Below are 16,989 nucleotides of genomic sequence, written 5' to 3'. Positions count from 1 at the left end.
GAGTGATAGTGATAGTTTTTAAATTATGCCCTTGAAGATCTCTTCTTTCATTTCATACAGCCCTACCTATTTTAAAGCTCTTGAATGGGTGAAACTGATCTCTCTTACAGGGAGTATTCAAATTGTGGTTCAGGGAATCAGTTTTGCGTGCGGAATCCTGATCATTAGAATTCTACCAACACAGGAATATGCGCTTTATACATTAGCCAGTCTAATGTTGGGGTCTTTAATAATGCTTGCAGATGGAGGCATTACTACCAGTGTTATGGCACAGGGTGGGAAGGTTTGGAAAGACAGGACAAAACTGGGTGCAGTGGTAGTGACGGGATACGCGCTCAGAAAACGCTTTGCAATTGTTCTTTTAGCTATTGCCGTTCCTCTGTTCCTGTATCTCTTTCGTCATCATGGTGCGGGATGGATAACATCTGTATTAATTTTGGCCGCCCTTATACCGGCATTTTTCACCTCCTTGTCAGGATATGTGCTAACGGTTGGTCCCGCCTTGCATCAGGATATTGTTCCTGTTCAGAAAATTGAACTGGGGCTGGGTTTTGGAAGAATTTTATTGTTATTGTTTATTTTTCTTTTTCCTTTTGCATATATAGCTATTCTTGCTGCCGGACTTCCTCATGTATGGGGAAACCTGCGGCTGAGAAAGATTTCTCATAAATATGCCGACTGGCAGCAGAAACCACAACCCCGGATTAAAAAGGAAATTCTGGGTGTAGTGAAGAGAGTACTCCCCAGATCTGTCTTCAATAGTTTTTCGGGGCAGATCACAGTGTGGCTTATTACGATCTTTGGTACAACTGCAGCAATTGCAGAAATAGGAGCCTTGGCAAGACTCTCCATGGCCCTCACTATGGTGACATATATTTTCGGAACCCTGGTAATCCCTCGTTACTCGCGTCTAACCAATGAAAGAAAAATTTTGTTCCAAAGGTTTTTGCAGATCCTGGGAGGTCTGTTCCTGGTCTGTATAAGTATTATCAGTTTTGTTGCTCTTTTTCCAACGCAGTTGTTGTGGATCCTGGGAGAAAATTACCGCGGTCTGGAAAATGAACTTGTTTTAAGCATAGCGGGAGGATGTTGTAATTTAATAGCGGTATCTCTATTTACGTTAGCCACGAGCAGAAACTGGGCCTTTAATCCGGTATGGTCGATTTCAATTACCATCCTGACAATTATAGCCGGAATAAGTATGATTGATATTAGTTCCCTCACAGGAGTATTAAAATTTAATCTCTTCGTTGCTTCCATGGAAAGCCTTATGTACTTGTTGTACTGCCTTTTTAAAATAGGCAGACTCCAGCAACAGCAGAACTAATTACTACCTGATACTACAGATGAAACCGAAATTAGTTTTTTTTCAATGGGATCACCGGGGACTGCCGCAGTTTTTGCAATTGCATATGCAGCTTCACCAAAAGTGTTTGTCTCAGTTCTTCGAGGTAGTGGTTATAAATACCGACTGTGATTACCGGGAGGTCTGTGACAAGTTTCAACCAGATGTAGCTCTGTTTGAGAGCGGCTATAAGACACAGATTTCAAGAAAAATAAAAATAAAAAATACACATTGTCACCCACAGGTTCCAAAGATAGGTTTGCACAACGGGGATGGTTGGTGTGACTGTCGTTCGGGTTTTATTTCAGATATGGATTATTGGGGAATTGAAACCTTTTTTACCATTTCTACGACTACTGCTGAACACACCTCGGGACTGGCAGAAAGATTTTTTGTCTGGCCCAATTTTATAGATTCTGAGATCTGCAGGGATTATTCTCAACCCAAGATAATCCCGGTCATGTTTAGTGGTTGCGTAAACCCCCTCTATCCCTGGAGGGAAAAGATACATTCGATAATTGCCAGTTGTTATCCTACGCTAATTTTTCCACATAAAGGATATGAAAGTCATTCCCCTGTTATGATCCATGGGGAGGCCTATGCGAGAACAATAAATGCCAGTTGGTTTGTACCTGCCTGCGGGACAGTAGCCCGGGAAATGGTACGGAAACATCTGGAGATTCCTGGATCTCGAAGTTGTTTGATTACAGAGCAATCCCCTGTTCTAGAGGCAGCAGGTTTCAAAGATATGGTAAACTGCGTGTTTGCAGATGAAAACAACATCCTGGATAAGATGAATTTCCTCTTCTCCAATAAGGAAAAACTGGCCGAAGTTATTGGGAGTGGACATGACCTGGTTCACAGTCATCATACAATGAAACAGCGGGACCAGATCTATCAGTGGTTTCTCCTGCAGAAGAAACTTCTACCTCATCAGAGAATAATCCAAGAAGGTCCTTTTGGAGAACTTAGGATAGTGGACAAACTGTCCCTGGAACAAACACTTCACATTAGTGGTAAAGGAAAGCACCTAGAGTGCTTGCGGCTGGGAGACGAAGCCTTAGAAAAAGGAGATTATGACCATGCCATAGCCATTTACCACGAATGTGCCACTATGATCCCATGGATGAGCGAGCCTCAACTGAAATTAACCCGCGTTTACCTGCGCAAAGGAGAGGCCGGGGAAGCCTTAAAATGTATATTAAAACCAATCCAGGCCAGTTTGGGTTCATATGGAGCTTGTGAGCCCGATCCTGTAGAATGGGCATATTATTTAGTAGCGCTTTTGTGTGACGGGAAGCTTTCAGAAGCCTGTGTAAGAAAGGAACAGTTTCCGAGGCTTTACCATCCAGTATTGAAAAAGGTGCATGAGGTGATCGATCTTCTCCAGTATGGGAAAATATCAAAGTTTTATTCGGGAGAAGAAAAAGTGCGGCAAAGTATGCACCAGGTAGAGCAGCAAGAATTATCCTGGTTAGGGGATGTGGATCTCATGCTCCGAAATTGTAACCAAAGTGAGTACGCTTCCTGTTTGAATGGATGGTATAACGAAGAAGAATATAACCCGGTGGACAATCGGCTAAATAAGTGGATACGCGTATTTCATCATAATATTCGGATGAAAAGAATTAACCTTTTAAATGGCCTTTTTAAGACCTTAAACATTCCTAACAGACGGAAAGGGCTTCCATCAGTTTCAATAGGAGATTACACGGTGCGTCTGGCAAAGGGATTAAAAGTAGGATGGATCTGGCGGTTTTTTAATCAAAAATTTAGTAAGAAATGGTTGTAGTTTATTGTTCAGATGAGAACTATGCACAGCATTTATTTGTTTCGGTCACCTCTTTGTATTACCACAATAAATCCAGTGACTTACTTATCTATGTACTGGATGGCGGGATCAGTGAAAAATCAAAGACCATTTTGAAAAAACTTGCTGAAACTGAAGGGTTTGAAATTAAATTTGTGGCTGTTGACTTTTCGTTGTTTACCAGCTTTTTGGTGGATGGGCACATAAGTCGGGCGGCTTATTATCGCATATCTATTCCAGACTTGCTCCCGGTGGAGCATACTCGTGCACTTTATCTCGACTGCGATATTATCATAAATGAAAACCTTAATGACCTTTGGGTTCAGGATATACGGGGTCATGCCGTAGCTGCAGTGCCAGAGTACAATAACAAAAGAAATATTGAGATGGGACTGGGAAACACCAAAACCTTTAATTCAGGTGTGCTCCTGCTAGATCTGAAGAAATGGCGAACCGAAGGTATAGCAAGTAAAGTACTTAATTTCATTAAAGAAAATCCTGGCAAAATAAAATTTCATGATCAGGATGCTCTCAATGCTGTTTTAGTAAATGACTGGTTGGAATTGCCGGTAAAATGGAATCTTACATTTAAATACATTGCTCGAAGAGAATTTATCCAGGACAAAAAACTACTGCAGCAGATTGATAAACCTGCCATTATTCATTTTAATGAGTCCTTCAAACCATGGCATTTTCAGTTAAGGCATCCTTACAAGAATCTCTATAAGAAGTTCCTCAAACAGACCCCCTTTAAAGCATATTCACCTCCGGACAGGAACCTGATCAATATACTCAGGAAGTGCGCGGCTATATTTCTTATCACCCTTCACCTTAAGAAGCAGCACGGATAATCCGTCTTCTTATATAATTTACCACAAATGAAAATACTTTTTCTGAACTCCAGTGTGCCTAATTACCTGATCGATGGCCTTCTTCACGGATTAAGATCGGTTCCTGAAATCGAGGTTGTAGATGTCCCCAGAATGAATTTTATGTACCGGGATGCTACCGGGGAGGACCTTCAAAAAACCGGCAGTCGAGGAAATACGCTATACAAGATGCTTCCTGAAGATGATAACATTCGGGGAAAGAGAACCTACTGGTTATCAGACATTGAAAAATATGATTACATCCTATTTACAGATATTTTTGAGCAGTGTGATCTGTTCCATTATATCTACAAAAGTCTTGGACCTGCAAAAAGATCAGGTCTTTGTATCATAGATGGTTATGATTCTGCTTCCATGTTTCCTTATTTTCATAATTCTTTTAACCTTAAGGTAAGGCCATGGTCATACTTCTATAATTTCAGAAAGGTTCATTTTTTTAAAAGAGAACATGCCAGTACAGCAGAATTGTACGGAATAACTAAAAGTAAATTTCCGGTATTAAATAGAATAGCCTCAAAAATTCTGAAGATTCCGGTTAAACATTATGGCATCTCCATGTCCATTCCTGAGGAGCACCTTGAATATATTCCCTTTTCACAAAAGGATCAGGAATTTGTAAACTATAATATTGACAAAGACTTAAATGAGCTTTTTAAAAATCTGGATGTTGCTGAAGTGGGGAAATGGAAACCACGATATGAAAAACAGGAGGATTACTTTGATGATATCAGAAGATCCCGATTTGGGATCACCACCAAACGGGAAGGTTGGGACTGTCTGAGACATTACGAATACGCAGCCAAGGGAGCAATCCTGTGCTTTAAAGAATTGGATCAAAAAAATCCATTGTGTGCGCCATACGGTCTCGACCAGAGCAACTGTATTCCTTACCAAAATAAGGAGGATCTTCTGAAAAGCATTTCTTCCTTAAATCTTTCCCAGCTGAAGGAAATTCAGGGAAATCAATATAAGTGGATTCAAAAATATACGACACGAAACGTGGCCCTCAGGTTCCTGGATCGTCTGGAAAGTGTTAATCAAAGCACATTTTTGGAGCATATCGAGGCTGTAGTGTAGCATTACAAGCTTTATTTTATAAAACAGAAAAATATGACACTGGGAATTTTAGTTACTAATTACAACACCTGGGAACTTACCTCCCAATGTATAAAACAGTGCGTTGAATATGCAGAGGCTCCTTTTGACCAATTCCTGGTGGTAGATGATTGCTCTTCCGAGATACCGGGTCCTGTTCCTGCGGAGATAAAACTAATTCGAAACAAAAGGAATCTCGGACTCATCCGTTCACTGAATAAAGGTCTCAAAGATCTCAACTCCGATTTGGTTCTTCTCCTGGATTCCGACGCTTGGCCTCTGGAAAATTATGTAAAAGGGATCAAGGAATATTTTCGAGCCAATCCAGAAGTAGGTATAGCTACTTTTAAAACAGTTAACTCGGCAGGGATAGCATCGGCTTCATTTGAGGCAGAGCCGGGTGTACTCAGTCTTATTTTAGGGCAACAACTTTATCAATGGTATCTCAATTATTTTATCAAAAATCCCAAAGATATCAATGTCTTCACCTGTGCGATGGTCTTGAGGAAAAAGGTACTTGAGGATATCGGCTTGTTTGACAAGAATTTCGACTGGTTGGAACTTGATCATGATATTTGTATGAGGGCCTCGCGAAGAGGTTGGAAAATTGGAGTAATGCCTATAAAAGCTTTTCACAAAGGAAGCGGTACTCCACAGAAGGTGAGCCACCGGGTTATAAGGTTTTACAGGAACAGGTGGTACCTTTTAAAGAAGTTTGATAAGATTAGTATGCCATATTTAGTGGCAGGGATTATCTGTTTCCGACTGGGTATAGAATTTCTACTGATCTGGACCCTTGGAGCAATCTACTATCGAAATATGGAAATAGTCAAAGATAAAGCACATAGCCGTAAGGAGATCATCAAATACTTTTTCACACAAAACTTGGGAAGAAAAACTTATAAAAATGACGTAGTTCTTTCCGGTACATCTTAATAATTCTGACTTTGAAAATATTAATACTTTCTCATAACTTCTACCCTTTCATAGGTGGGATTGAAGTAAATACAGAGTTATATGCTGATCATTTTATTAGCCGAGGGCATCAGGTAAAGATACTTACCTGGACTCCTGACCCTGCTGCTAAAATTTTTGGGTATGAAGTGATAAGAGATCCGGGGCCTAAAAAAATAATTCAGGCACATTTATGGGCAGATATTCTTTTCGAGAATAATCCTTGTCTCAGGCTGGCCTGGCCGGGGTTTTTCATCAAAAAACCTTTTGTTATCTCTCTTAATACATGGGTACGTCGTGAAAGTGGAAAAATAGGTTTTCAGGATAAGATCAAGATGTGGAGACTTCATAGGTCCAGCAAGGTTGTGTCGGCAAGTAATGCTTTAAGGCAACAAACCGCTCCTTCATCTGATGTTATTCACAATCCATACAGACAGAATATGTTCAGAGTACTGCCGCATATTGAGAAGAAAAAGCAATATGTGTTTTTAGGGCGGCTTGTTTCAGATAAAGGAGCTGACATGGCAATAAAGGCTATCGCCCGCTTAGTAAAAAGAAATATAGCTGGGGAAACGGACGTGTTTCTCAGTCTTACGATTATAGGAGATGGACCAGAAAGAGCCTCACTGGAGATGCTTGTTCAGGAGCTCGGGTTAGAAAATATTGTAGAGTTCAAAGGAGCTATGCGTGGCGAGGAACTGGTAACCTGTCTCAATCAGCACAGATATATATTAATTCCCTCGATATGGGAAGAGCCTTTCGGAATGGTCGCTCTTGAAGGAATGGCCTGTGGTTGTCTCCCGATTGCCTCCCGCGGAGGAGGTCTCGCGGAGGCAGTAGGTCCGGGAGGAGTCCTATTCAGAAGGGGAGATTTAGAGGATTTGGTAGAGACAATGATGAAACTCTTACAAGATCCTGAGCTTGAATCAAGATGTAGAACATCAGCACCGGCTCATCTTGCAGCACACCATTCCCAGCTTGTTGCCGAAAAATATCTTTGCGTTTTAACTGAAGCAGTCTCTGCTTGATCACATAATTTAATTACAAATAATGAAACTCATTCTTTCACATCCTACTGGAAATTCTTTTGTTAGGGCAGCGGTAACTTCTTTTCAAAAAGAGGGTATGCTGGATGAATTCCATACCACAATAGCAAGTTTTGAAGGTAGCTTTTTAGATCAATTGGGGGGAACAAGGATGTTCTCTGAAATCCGCCGCCGCAGGTATGATACTTCTCTTCGTAACATTACCAGGCAAAGACCCTGGAGGGAAGCAGGTAGATTACTCGCCGCCAGGGCAGGATTGGAAAAATTCGTTGCACATGAGAAAGGATCATTCTGCGTAGATGCTGTATATCAGGATCTTGACCGAAGGGTGGCAAATTCTCTAAGCAAAGGGAAGTATAAAAAGGTGGAAGCTGTTTATGCATATGAAGACGGTGCTGCATTATCTTTTGAAATTGCCAAAAGAAATGCTATGCGATGTATATATGATTTGCCTATAGGCTACTGGAGAGCTGCCCGGCATTACCTTGAATATGAACGAGAACGTAGACCTCAATGGTCTTCTACACTTACCGGGCTTCAGGATTCTATGGAGAAGTTACAGAGAAAAGACAGGGAGCTAGACATGGCAGATTTAATTATTGTAGCCAGCAGTTTTACACGTGAAACGCTCAAGTTCTTTCCGGGAAAATTGGCTCCTGTGGCGGTAGTGCCTTATGCTTTTCCTCCAGTGGGAGAAAGGAAAACTTACAGTCCGCTAAGGAATAGGAAACTAAAGCTACTATTTGTTGGTGGATTATCACAGCGCAAAGGAATAGCGGAACTCTTTGAGGCGGTTGCGGCGCTTGCTCCTCACGTGGAATTAACCATTGTGGGATATAAGGTAGTACAGCATTGTGCTGCTCTTAATAAGGCGCTGCAAAATCACACCTGGTATCCCAGTTTGCCTCATCAGGAGATTCTCCAATTAATGAAGGCAAGCGATGTGCTTCTTTTTCCCTCCTTATTTGAGGGATTTGGTCTGGTCATCACAGAAGCAATGTCGCAGGGAACACCGGTAATAACGACAGATCGTACGGCAGGACCTGATATAATAATTCATGGGGAGAACGGCTGGATAGCAGAAGCCGGTTCCACAAGCTCCTTACAGGCAGCTATAGAAGAAATTTTATTAAAACCTGGTATCATGAGAACAGCGGGAGAATCTGCCCTGGAAACTGCAGCCAGAAGACCCTGGTCTGTTTATGAAAAGGATTTGGTAGCTGCTGTTCAGGAACTTGAACAGGTTCTTCAATAATCCTGTTATGGATCAAAATTCTACATATTTTCTTGACAGGAATGAACAAGCAAAGGTGGCATGGTCGTCAGACATTTCTATGGAGAACTATGACAGGCAAATCCTTAAAAAGATTATATGGCTGTATTTCGGATTATTAATTATGGAAGGAGCTTTACGCAAATGGGTACTTCCCGGTCTGGCTACGCCTCTACTGGTGGTAAGGGATCCGGTTGCAATTTTACTTATTTTTTATGCTGTTAGAAAAGGATTGTGGACACCGGGAATTTATACTCTCCTAATCTGGTTTACTACGATTCTCAGCTTTGCTACAGCACTCATCATAGGACATGGGAATATGTTTGTAGCGCTCTATGGCCTTAGGATCACAGTAATTCAGTTTCCTTTGATATTTGTTATTGGAGCTATTCTGAACAAGGAGGATGTGCTTGTCATTGGCCGGGTCCTTCTATGGATATGTATCGGCATGACCATCTTAGTGGCAATCCAGTTTTACAGTCCTCAGTCCGCCTGGGTTAATCGCGGGGTTGGAGGAGATATGGCAGGTTCTGGATTTAGCGGTGCTGCCGGGTTTTACAGGGTGCCGGGAACATTTTCCTTTACTAATGGATTGTCCCTTTTTTATGGTCTAACAGCTGCTTTCATCTTTTATTTTTGGGCAGCCGGGGAAAACGAAAAATTATCTAAACTTGTTCTGGTGCTATCCAGCTGTGCACTTTTGGCTGCCATTCCGCTTAGTATAAGCAGAATGCTTCTTTTTGAGATCATATTGTCTGCTTTGTTCTTATTCATAATTTCCTTTAGGAATCCTCAGTTCATAAAAAAGTTTTTAATCCTGGGCATTATTTTACTTCTTCTGTTTTCATTTATCGGAAAGTTTGAATTTTTCCAAACAGCCTCTAGCGCATTTACAGAACGATTTACGGCAGCCAATGAAGTAGAGGGAGGAATGGAAGGAGTATTGGTTGACCGGCTTTTAGGTGGAATGACGACGGCAATTACCAATGAGCACTTCTCTTTTTGGGGAGCAGGCCTAGGAATGGGTACCAGTGGGGGAGCTCAACTCCTTATGGGTGACAAAAGAGGCGATTATTTAATAGCCGAGGACGAATGGGGTCGCATTATTGGTGAAATGGGACTTATTTTGGGTCTTATATTGGTTGGAGTAAGGATCATCCTGTCGTTCCGGCTGTTACAGAGATCTTGGGTGACAATAAAGAAGAACAATGTACTTCCCTGGATGCTTATGAGCTTCGGGTTCGCCAATATCCTGCAGGGACAGTGGTCTCAGCCCACGAACCTTGGTTTTGTGGTATTTATTGGAGGCCTGGTCATTGCATCCTTTAATGAACAAAAGACGTCTAATGAAAATCATTCTGTTTAATCATCCTTTTTTTTCAGAATCAATGAGTATCACGAAATATACTCATATGATTATGCGAGGCATGCAGGAAAAAGGACATGAAGTTCAAATTTGGACTGCTCCTCCTGTGCTTACCAGATTGAACTGGTCTGGTTTGCTGAAGAAGTATATTGGATATATAGATCAATATTTAATTTTTCCGATATTGGCGAAATTTAAGATTAGAGGACTCGACAAGGATACTTTATTTGTTTTATCAGACCAGGCTCTGGGACCTTGGGTACCATTAGTTTCAGACCGTCCTCATGTTATACATTGTCATGATTTTATGGCGCAGAAGTCAGTGGGGGGTGGATTTGAGGAAAATAGGTTGAAATGGTCGGGAAAGATCTATCAGTGGTTTATCAGAAGGGGGTTTAACAGGGGAAATAACTTTATCTGTATTTCCGAGAATACCCGGCAGGACCTGATGTCATTTCTTAGCACTCCACCTAATATGTGTGATGTCATCTACAATGGCTTGAACCAGGATTTCAAATTTGCTGACCCGGAAGAGGCACGCCTTGAAGTATCTGCGGAGCTCAAATTACCTCTGCAGAATGGGTTCATACTCCATGTGGGAGGAAATCATTTCTACAAGAACAGGAAAGGGATCTTAAAAATTTATGATTGCTGGAGAGGAGAAGCAAAGAACATATTTCCCTTGTTGTTCGTAGGAGCGGGACCCGATGAAGAAATGAAAATTCTGCTGAAGCAATATGAATTTTCCGATGATGTTTTTTTTGCGACCAAAGTAGGAGATGAACTTCTGAAGACCTGCTATCAGGCAGCTTCCGTCCTACTTTTTCCTTCTATTGAAGAAGGCTTTGGGTGGCCGATTGCAGAAGCAATGGCAAGCGGATGTCCTGTTATAACTACTCAAAAAGCGCCTATGACAGAAGTAGGGGGAAACGCGGCCACCTATATTCCACCTTACAACAAAGTAGATGAGAATGGCTGGCTGAATGAATGTGCACACATACTAGAACAGGTTCTCTGTTTATCAACTGAAGAAAGAGATTCGATGGTCGTCAAAGGTCTTAATAATGCCAGAAGGTTCAACAGTGAAGCTGCACTTGAGGCAATAGCAAATTCGTATGAAAAAGTCCTTCATCAATGGAGTTTTGCAGTATCTCCACACGAAAAAGAATTATTCACTGCCAAGTAAGATAGCATCCAGTAATATCCATCAGCCAGACAAGGTCTTTCTTTATTCATGTCCGTTTGCATAAAGAAAGCTAAGAAAGAATTTATCATAGAGGAGCCCGGGTATCAACTTTCCTATGGTGTCTTAAAAAACCATTTAAATTTTTGAACAACATTTGACAAGAAGCAGTACCACTAGAAAGATTCAGTTTTTAATGAGGTATTGGCTACAATACCAAAACATACAATCTTTCGTCTCTATTGCTCAACCGTTTCACCTAACCCACTCAAAATTATGAAAATCTTGAATATTGTAGCGTCCATGAACCCTATACAGGGGGGCGTATGCCAGGGAGTTAAGAATAATATAGCAGCCATGCAACAATTGGGGGTATACAATGAAGTGGTTTCTTTTGATTTATCAGGTTCTGCATTTCTAAAAGAGGAAGCTTATGTTGTTCATGCATTGGGACCTGCAAGAGGACCTTATTTCTATTGTGCGAGGTTGCACTCCTGGTTACTGGAAAATTTTGAGCGATTTGATACTGTTATCATACATGGCTTATGGCTTTATAACAGTTTTGGTTCCTACTTGGCCTGGCAAAGGTTAAAAAAAAATAATCAGGAGGCTCCCAGGATCTTTGTAATGGCTCACGGGATGCTGGATCCTTATTTTCAGAAAGCTAAAGGAAGAAGACTTAAGGCTATCAGGAACTGGTTCTTTTGGAATATTATTGAGGAAAAAGTGGTGAACGGAGTGGATGGTATCCTCTTTACCTGTGAGGAGGAATTACTATTGGCTAGAAAAACTTTCAACGTATATCATCCAAAGTCCGAACTTAATGTGGGGTATGGAATTCAAAAACCACCTGTCAATAAGGATAGATTCGGAAAAGAATTTTTCAGGATGTGCCCGCAATTGAAAGGACATTCTTTTCTTTTATTTCTCAGTAGAATTCATGTTAAGAAGGGAGTAGACCTCCTTATAAAAGCCTATATCCGGTTGAGCATACAATACGATTTACCGGATTTGGTGATCGCCGGACCTGGGATGGAAAGTGATTATGGAAAGAGAATTTGGAAAATGGCTTCTGGTTCCACTATATATTTCCCGGGCATGCTTCAGGGAGATGCGAAATGGGGAGTCTTTTATAATTGTGAAGCTTTTATACTGCCCAGCCATCAGGAGAATTTCGGTATTGCTGTGGTCGAGGCATTGGCGTGTAAGAAACCTGTTTTGATAACCGACCAGGTAAACATTTGGAGGGAAATTAAGAAAGCGAATGCCGGAATAGTGGGGCCGGATACAGAAGAAGGTATATACGATATGCTTTTACAGTGGGTGACTACAACTCCTGAACAAAAAAATCAATTAAATCAAAATGCTTTTCAGGCTTTTACCGAAAATTTCGATATAGAAAATTCAGTAAGACGAATGATCTCCTCTTTAGCCGTTTCCGCTTAAAATACATTTAAATACCTTAATTATGGCAGTTTCATCTAATCCTTATGTTGGGGATCTCAAAGTAGATCTTCAACGTTACGACTTTAGTTTTAGTTTAAAGAACAAATTAGGACGTGTCATCTGGTTTTTAGCCTACTGGATATTCTTCAGACCCTTCAATTTGACCTTTTTTAGTAATTGGAGAGCAGTGATCTTGCGGATCTTTGGTGCAGAAATAGGAAAGAATTCAAACATTTATGCCAGTGTGAAAATATGGGCTCCCTGGAACTTAAAGGTTGGAACCTTTACTACTATAGGTCCAAAAGTAGATTGCTACAACCAGGGGAGGGTCGTTATTGGCTCTCATGTTATTGTCTCGCAGAAAAGCTATATCTGTGCTTCCAGTCATGATTGTACGATTTCAAATTTCCCCCTCATTGTTAAGCCCATAACTATTGAAGACCAGGTATGGATCGCTGCAGATGCATTTATAGGACCTGGTGTAACAGTTCACGAAGGAGCAGTGGTAGGAGCACGGAGTTCGGTGTTTCGGGATGTGACGCCATGGACTATAGTAGGAGGTAATCCCTCTAACTTTATCAAGAACAGAATTATGAGGAGCTAGAAGAACATGCTTCATACTAAATATAACCAAAATATATGCTATCGATTATAATTCTAACTAAAAATGAAGAGAAGGACCTTCCGCAATGCTTGAAATCTTTGCAATGGTGCGATGATATTTATGTACTGGATTCTGGCAGTAAAGACAATACGATATCAATAGCGAAATCATATGGCGCCCAGGTATCTTATAACAGATTTGAAAGCTTTGGAAAACAAAGAAATTATGCCCTGGATCATCTCGACTTAAAATATGACTGGGTTCTGTTTCTGGATGCAGATGAGGTGGCTACACCCAAGTTTAGATTTGCCATTAAAAAAGCCATTTTGGAGTCCGCTGATAATATAGCGGGATACTACTGCTGTTGGAAAATGATCCTCGAAGAGAGATGGCTAAAATACAGTGATAATTTTCCTAAGTGGCAACTAAGACTTGTTAGGAAAGGCAGGATAAGCTTTACAGATTTTGGTCATGGACAAAAAGAAGACAAAATATTTGGAGAGACAGATTATATAAAGGAACCCTACATGCACTATAGTTTTTCCAAGGGTTGGAAGCATTGGATAGAAAGACATAACAAATATTCTTCTCTGGAAGCTTACGACCGCCTATACAATTCCCCCTCTTTTAATAAAATATTCTCAAGAAATTCCAGTCAAAGAAATCCTGCTTTAAAGTCGTGGCTGAGCAGGGTTCCAGGATGGCCTTTACTACGCTTTGTCTACACCTACTTTTTCAACGGCGGGTTTCTGGAAGGAATTCCCGGTTTTATATACTGCGTAAACATCGCGTATTATGAATTCTTAATTAAAATAAAAATCCGGGAACTGAAAAGACAAGAATTGGGAAGTAGAAATAAAAAGGCAAAACAGTTAGAAGTTTATATGAAAATTTAAGAAAGATGAAAAGAATATTAGTTACCGGAGGGGCGGGTTTCATAGGATCACACCTATGTAAAAAACTGCTGGAGCAGGGCAATGAAGTGATCTGTCTTGATAATTATTTCACAGGCAATAAACAGAATATTGTTGACCTGTTGGGAAACCCGTTTTTTGAACTGGTAAGACATGATGTCACCACTCCATATTTTGTGGAAGTGGATCAAATTTACAACTTAGCTTGTCCTGCGTCCCCCGTACATTACCAGTACAACCCTGTAAAGACTCTTAAAACTTCTGTTTTGGGTGCGCTTAACATGCTGGGTTTAGCCAAAAGAGTTAAAGCCAAAATCCTTCAGGCCAGTACAAGTGAGATCTATGGAGATCCTGAAGTTCATCCGCAGCCAGAGGGCTACTGGGGACATGTAAATCCCATAGGACCCAGATCTTGTTATGACGAGGGGAAACGATGTGCAGAAACATTGTTCTTCGACTATTACAAACAAAACCAGGTGGAAATTAAGGTGGTTAGGATCTTCAATACATATGGGCCAAATATGAACCCTAATGATGGCAGGGTGGTATCTAACTTTATCATGCAAGCTCTAGAAGGAAGAGAGATTACAATTTATGGAGACGGTATGCAGACAAGATCTTTTCAATATGTGGATGATCTGGTGGAGGGTATGTTGAGGATGATGAGCAGTCCTGCTCACTTTACAGGACCGGTGAATTTGGGAAATCCAACAGAGATTACCATGATTGAACTTGCAGAAACTGTTCTTGAATTGACGGGATCTACATCGAGACTAATATTCAAGCCTTTACCTCAGGATGATCCAAAACAACGACGACCAAATATAGAACTGGCGAAACAGAATCTGGATAATTGGCAACCCGAAGTCTACTGGAAAGATGGACTGGAAAAAACCATTACCTACTTTGATAACATCCTGGCAGCAAAAGGTGCCAAAGAAGTCACTGTGGATATATAATTCTTTGAACACTCGATATATCTGTTCGATGAAAATGACTGCTTCTAATTTCAGGAAAATGATGCTGCCACAAAAAATCGGCATTATTAGTAGAATTACCTGCACCGGAATTATCTGGTTCAGCTTTTTATGCGCCATAAATACTGTAGGGCAAAACCCAATTGTACTGGAAAATTCCAGACCTGGAAATCCTGCCTCGGAATGGCAGATCAACGGAGCAGGAGATAGATCTATTCAAGGTTATGCTACAGAAATAAGCTATAACAAGGGAGAAACCGCGAGATTTAAAATTAAGACTAATGCTGCTGCTTACAGCATCAGGATCTATCGTTTAGGTTATTATCAGGGCCTGGGAGCAAGATTCCAAGGGAATGGATCCGTTACAGCAAATTTGCCACAGGCTCAGCCTCCATGCATAATGGAATCTGAAACGGGCCTTCTGGATTGCGGAAATTGGGCAGTTTCGGGCAGTTGGCAAATTCCCGCCAATGCAGTCTCGGGAGTTTACATTGCGAAACTTACACGCCAAAACAATGGTGGGGCGAGTCATATAACTTTTATAGTGCGGGATGATGCGAGTAATGCTGATCTTTTTTTCCAGACTTCCGATGCGACCTGGCAGGCGTACAACGTCTACGGAGATAATAATAATGGAAAAAGCCTATACACCGGGGCCGGTGGTAAAGCATCTAAAGTGAGCTATAACAGGCCTTTTGTGACCAGAGATGGAGGCGGGGGCGGTGACTCTTCTGAAGACTGGCTTTTCAACGCGGAGTACCCAATGATTCGATGGCTAGAAGCAAATGGCTATGACGTAAGTTATACTACTAATGTGGATAGTGACAGGCGTGGTCATTTAATTAAGAATCATAAAGTTTTTCTTTCTGTTGGACATGATGAATATTGGTCTGCCAATCATAGGAAAAATGTAACTGATGCCCGTGATGCGGGGATTCACCTTGCGTTTTTCAGTGGAAATGAAGTCTATTGGAAAACCCGCTGGGAAAAAAGTATTGCTGGAGCAGAAACTTCATATCGGACATTAGTTTGTTATAAAGAAGGAATAGAAGGAGAAAACATTTGTACTGGGAAATGTGATCCCACACCTGAATGGACTGGACTTTGGCGCAGTGGCTGTGAATATATGACGGGTGATATTCTCCTTGATGGCTGTCGGCCTGAGAATGAGTTAACAGGGCAGATCAGCTGGGATTGGTCACAAGCGTCTATAGAGGTACCGGCAGATTATAAAGACCTGCGATTTTGGCGAAATACAAGCATTGCCTCTTTGGAGGAGGGCGAAAAAGTAACCATGCCTTTTGGAACTATAGGTTTTGAGTGGAACCCGGAGCAGGAGGAGTTCCGTTCATCTTATCCAGAAGGAAGGATCATTCTTTCCCGTACGGAAATAGAAGGCAAGATTCATCAGGTTTCCCTGTACCGTCATGCCAGTAATGCGCTTGTTTTTGGAGCGGGTACAGTACAGTGGTCTTGGGGGCTTGACAACAACCACGACCGCAGCGTTTCTCCCAGCAATCTTGACATGCAGCAGGCTACATTAAATCTTTTGGCAGATATGGGAGTGCAGCCGGGAAGCATTCGCTCTGGTCTTATACCAACTACAGCGTCAACAGATGAGACACCGCCCCTAACTTCAATTCTGCTGCCTGCAGAGAATAGTACTATTCCTGTAGGAAAAGCTTTGACTATTAGTGGTACGGCTACAGACGACCAAACAGTGGCGGGTGTAGAATTATCCCTGGATAATGGTTTTTCCTGGACAACGGCATCGGGTTCCGATACATGGAGTTATAGCTGGACACCTGTAAGTGAAGGTGAAGTAAGCGTCTGGGTAAGGTCTTTTGATGATTCAGGTAATATAGGTTATGAGGATACAGTCACTGTGACTGTCGAACCAGCGGGCCCCAGCCAATGTCCCTGTACGGTGTTTACTCCCGGTGAGACACCCACTGAACCTTTGTGGAGCGGTTCCCCGTTACAATTGGGGATGAAATTCCGTAGTTCAGAGAATGGGTTTATTACAGGAGTACGTTTTTACAAGCAGCCGGGGAATACTGGCGTTCATACGGGGCAGCTTTATAGC

The 16,989-nt window shown here is 41.5% G+C and carries 14 protein-coding genes; all 14 read left to right on the top strand.

Annotation, left to right across the window (positions count from 1 at the left end):
- The first annotated feature begins 31 nt into the window (after window positions 1-31).
- Window positions 32-1,327 (top strand): lipopolysaccharide biosynthesis protein, encoded by a 1,296-nt coding sequence (locus ACOV1Q_RS13675; RefSeq protein WP_424494966.1) that lies wholly within the window; start codon window positions 32-34, stop codon window positions 1,325-1,327.
- A gap of 106 nt (window positions 1,328-1,433) precedes the next feature.
- Entirely contained in the window at window positions 1,434-3,137 is a 1,704-nt protein-coding gene (locus ACOV1Q_RS13670; protein WP_424494965.1) for a hypothetical protein, read from the top strand.
- The gene (locus ACOV1Q_RS13665) at window positions 3,128-4,006 is read left to right on the top strand and encodes a glycosyltransferase family 8 protein (protein WP_424494964.1); all 879 of its coding nucleotides are present in this window, start codon (window positions 3,128-3,130) and stop codon (window positions 4,004-4,006) included. The genes ACOV1Q_RS13670 and ACOV1Q_RS13665 overlap by 10 nt, the downstream gene beginning before the upstream one ends.
- Before the next feature lie 27 nt (window positions 4,007-4,033).
- The gene (locus ACOV1Q_RS13660) at window positions 4,034-5,122 is read left to right on the top strand and encodes a hypothetical protein (protein ID WP_424494963.1); all 1,089 of its coding nucleotides are present in this window, start codon (window positions 4,034-4,036) and stop codon (window positions 5,120-5,122) included.
- A gap of 33 nt (window positions 5,123-5,155) precedes the next feature.
- Window positions 5,156-6,076 carry a glycosyltransferase family 2 protein gene (locus ACOV1Q_RS13655; protein WP_424494962.1) on the top strand — a complete coding sequence of 307 codons (921 nt, stop codon included), beginning with the start codon at window positions 5,156-5,158 and terminating at the stop codon, window positions 6,074-6,076.
- An 11-nt stretch (window positions 6,077-6,087) separates the two neighbouring features.
- Complete coding sequence (locus ACOV1Q_RS13650) at window positions 6,088-7,122, top strand: glycosyltransferase family 4 protein (RefSeq protein WP_424494961.1); 1,035 nt, start codon at window positions 6,088-6,090, stop codon at window positions 7,120-7,122.
- Window positions 7,123-7,144: 22 nt separating this feature from the next.
- Window positions 7,145-8,395 carry a glycosyltransferase family 4 protein gene (locus tag ACOV1Q_RS13645; protein WP_424494960.1) on the top strand — a complete coding sequence of 417 codons (1,251 nt, stop codon included), beginning with the start codon at window positions 7,145-7,147 and terminating at the stop codon, window positions 8,393-8,395.
- Window positions 8,396-8,402: 7 nt separating this feature from the next.
- Window positions 8,403-9,779: a hypothetical protein gene (locus ACOV1Q_RS13640; protein ID WP_424494959.1), complete on the top strand. Its 1,377-nt coding sequence runs from the start codon at window positions 8,403-8,405 to the stop codon at window positions 9,777-9,779.
- Window positions 9,760-10,965 (top strand): glycosyltransferase family 4 protein, encoded by a 1,206-nt coding sequence (locus tag ACOV1Q_RS13635; protein WP_424494958.1) that lies wholly within the window; start codon window positions 9,760-9,762, stop codon window positions 10,963-10,965. The genes ACOV1Q_RS13640 and ACOV1Q_RS13635 overlap by 20 nt, the downstream gene beginning before the upstream one ends.
- 273 nt (window positions 10,966-11,238) lie before the next feature.
- The gene (locus ACOV1Q_RS13630) at window positions 11,239-12,408 is read left to right on the top strand and encodes a glycosyltransferase (protein WP_424494957.1); all 1,170 of its coding nucleotides are present in this window, start codon (window positions 11,239-11,241) and stop codon (window positions 12,406-12,408) included.
- 22 nt (window positions 12,409-12,430) lie between these two features.
- Window positions 12,431-13,012: an LbetaH domain-containing protein gene (locus tag ACOV1Q_RS13625; RefSeq protein ID WP_424494956.1), complete on the top strand. Its 582-nt coding sequence runs from the start codon at window positions 12,431-12,433 to the stop codon at window positions 13,010-13,012.
- Window positions 13,013-13,047: 35 nt separating this feature from the next.
- Window positions 13,048-13,908 (top strand): glycosyltransferase family 2 protein, encoded by an 861-nt coding sequence (locus ACOV1Q_RS13620; protein ID WP_424494955.1) that lies wholly within the window; start codon window positions 13,048-13,050, stop codon window positions 13,906-13,908.
- Between the two features lie 5 nt (window positions 13,909-13,913).
- On the top strand, window positions 13,914-14,885 hold the full coding sequence (locus tag ACOV1Q_RS13615; RefSeq protein ID WP_424494954.1) for a UDP-glucuronic acid decarboxylase family protein: 972 nt from the start codon (window positions 13,914-13,916) through the stop codon (window positions 14,883-14,885).
- A gap of 58 nt (window positions 14,886-14,943) precedes the next feature.
- Window positions 14,944-16,989, top strand: a 2,046-nt coding sequence (locus tag ACOV1Q_RS13610; RefSeq protein ID WP_424494953.1) for a N,N-dimethylformamidase beta subunit family domain-containing protein, incomplete at its 3' end; no start/stop codon positions are given.

The organism is Salinimicrobium maris (genome assembly GCF_049680855.1).
GTDB lineage: Bacteria > Bacteroidota > Bacteroidia > Flavobacteriales > Flavobacteriaceae > Salinimicrobium.
This window is presented reverse-complemented; position numbering and strand designations above follow the sequence as displayed.

Excerpts from the sequence above, each read along its gene's own strand:
- ACOV1Q_RS13665 (WP_424494964.1), top strand. The coding sequence starts at position 3,128 with ATGGTTGTAGTTTATTGTTCAGATGAGAACTATGCACAGCATTTATTT.
- ACOV1Q_RS13660 (WP_424494963.1), top strand. The coding sequence starts at position 4,034 with ATGAAAATACTTTTTCTGAACTCCAGTGTGCCTAATTACCTGATCGAT.
- ACOV1Q_RS13655 (WP_424494962.1), top strand. The coding sequence starts at position 5,156 with ATGACACTGGGAATTTTAGTTACTAATTACAACACCTGGGAACTTACC.
- ACOV1Q_RS13645 (WP_424494960.1), top strand. The coding sequence starts at position 7,145 with ATGAAACTCATTCTTTCACATCCTACTGGAAATTCTTTTGTTAGGGCA.
- ACOV1Q_RS13640 (WP_424494959.1), top strand. The coding sequence starts at position 8,403 with ATGGATCAAAATTCTACATATTTTCTTGACAGGAATGAACAAGCAAAG.
- ACOV1Q_RS13635 (WP_424494958.1), top strand. The coding sequence starts at position 9,760 with ATGAAAATCATTCTGTTTAATCATCCTTTTTTTTCAGAATCAATGAGT.
- ACOV1Q_RS13630 (WP_424494957.1), top strand. The coding sequence starts at position 11,239 with ATGAAAATCTTGAATATTGTAGCGTCCATGAACCCTATACAGGGGGGC.
- ACOV1Q_RS13625 (WP_424494956.1), top strand. The coding sequence starts at position 12,431 with ATGGCAGTTTCATCTAATCCTTATGTTGGGGATCTCAAAGTAGATCTT.
- ACOV1Q_RS13620 (WP_424494955.1), top strand. The coding sequence starts at position 13,048 with ATGCTATCGATTATAATTCTAACTAAAAATGAAGAGAAGGACCTTCCG.
- ACOV1Q_RS13615 (WP_424494954.1), top strand. The coding sequence starts at position 13,914 with ATGAAAAGAATATTAGTTACCGGAGGGGCGGGTTTCATAGGATCACAC.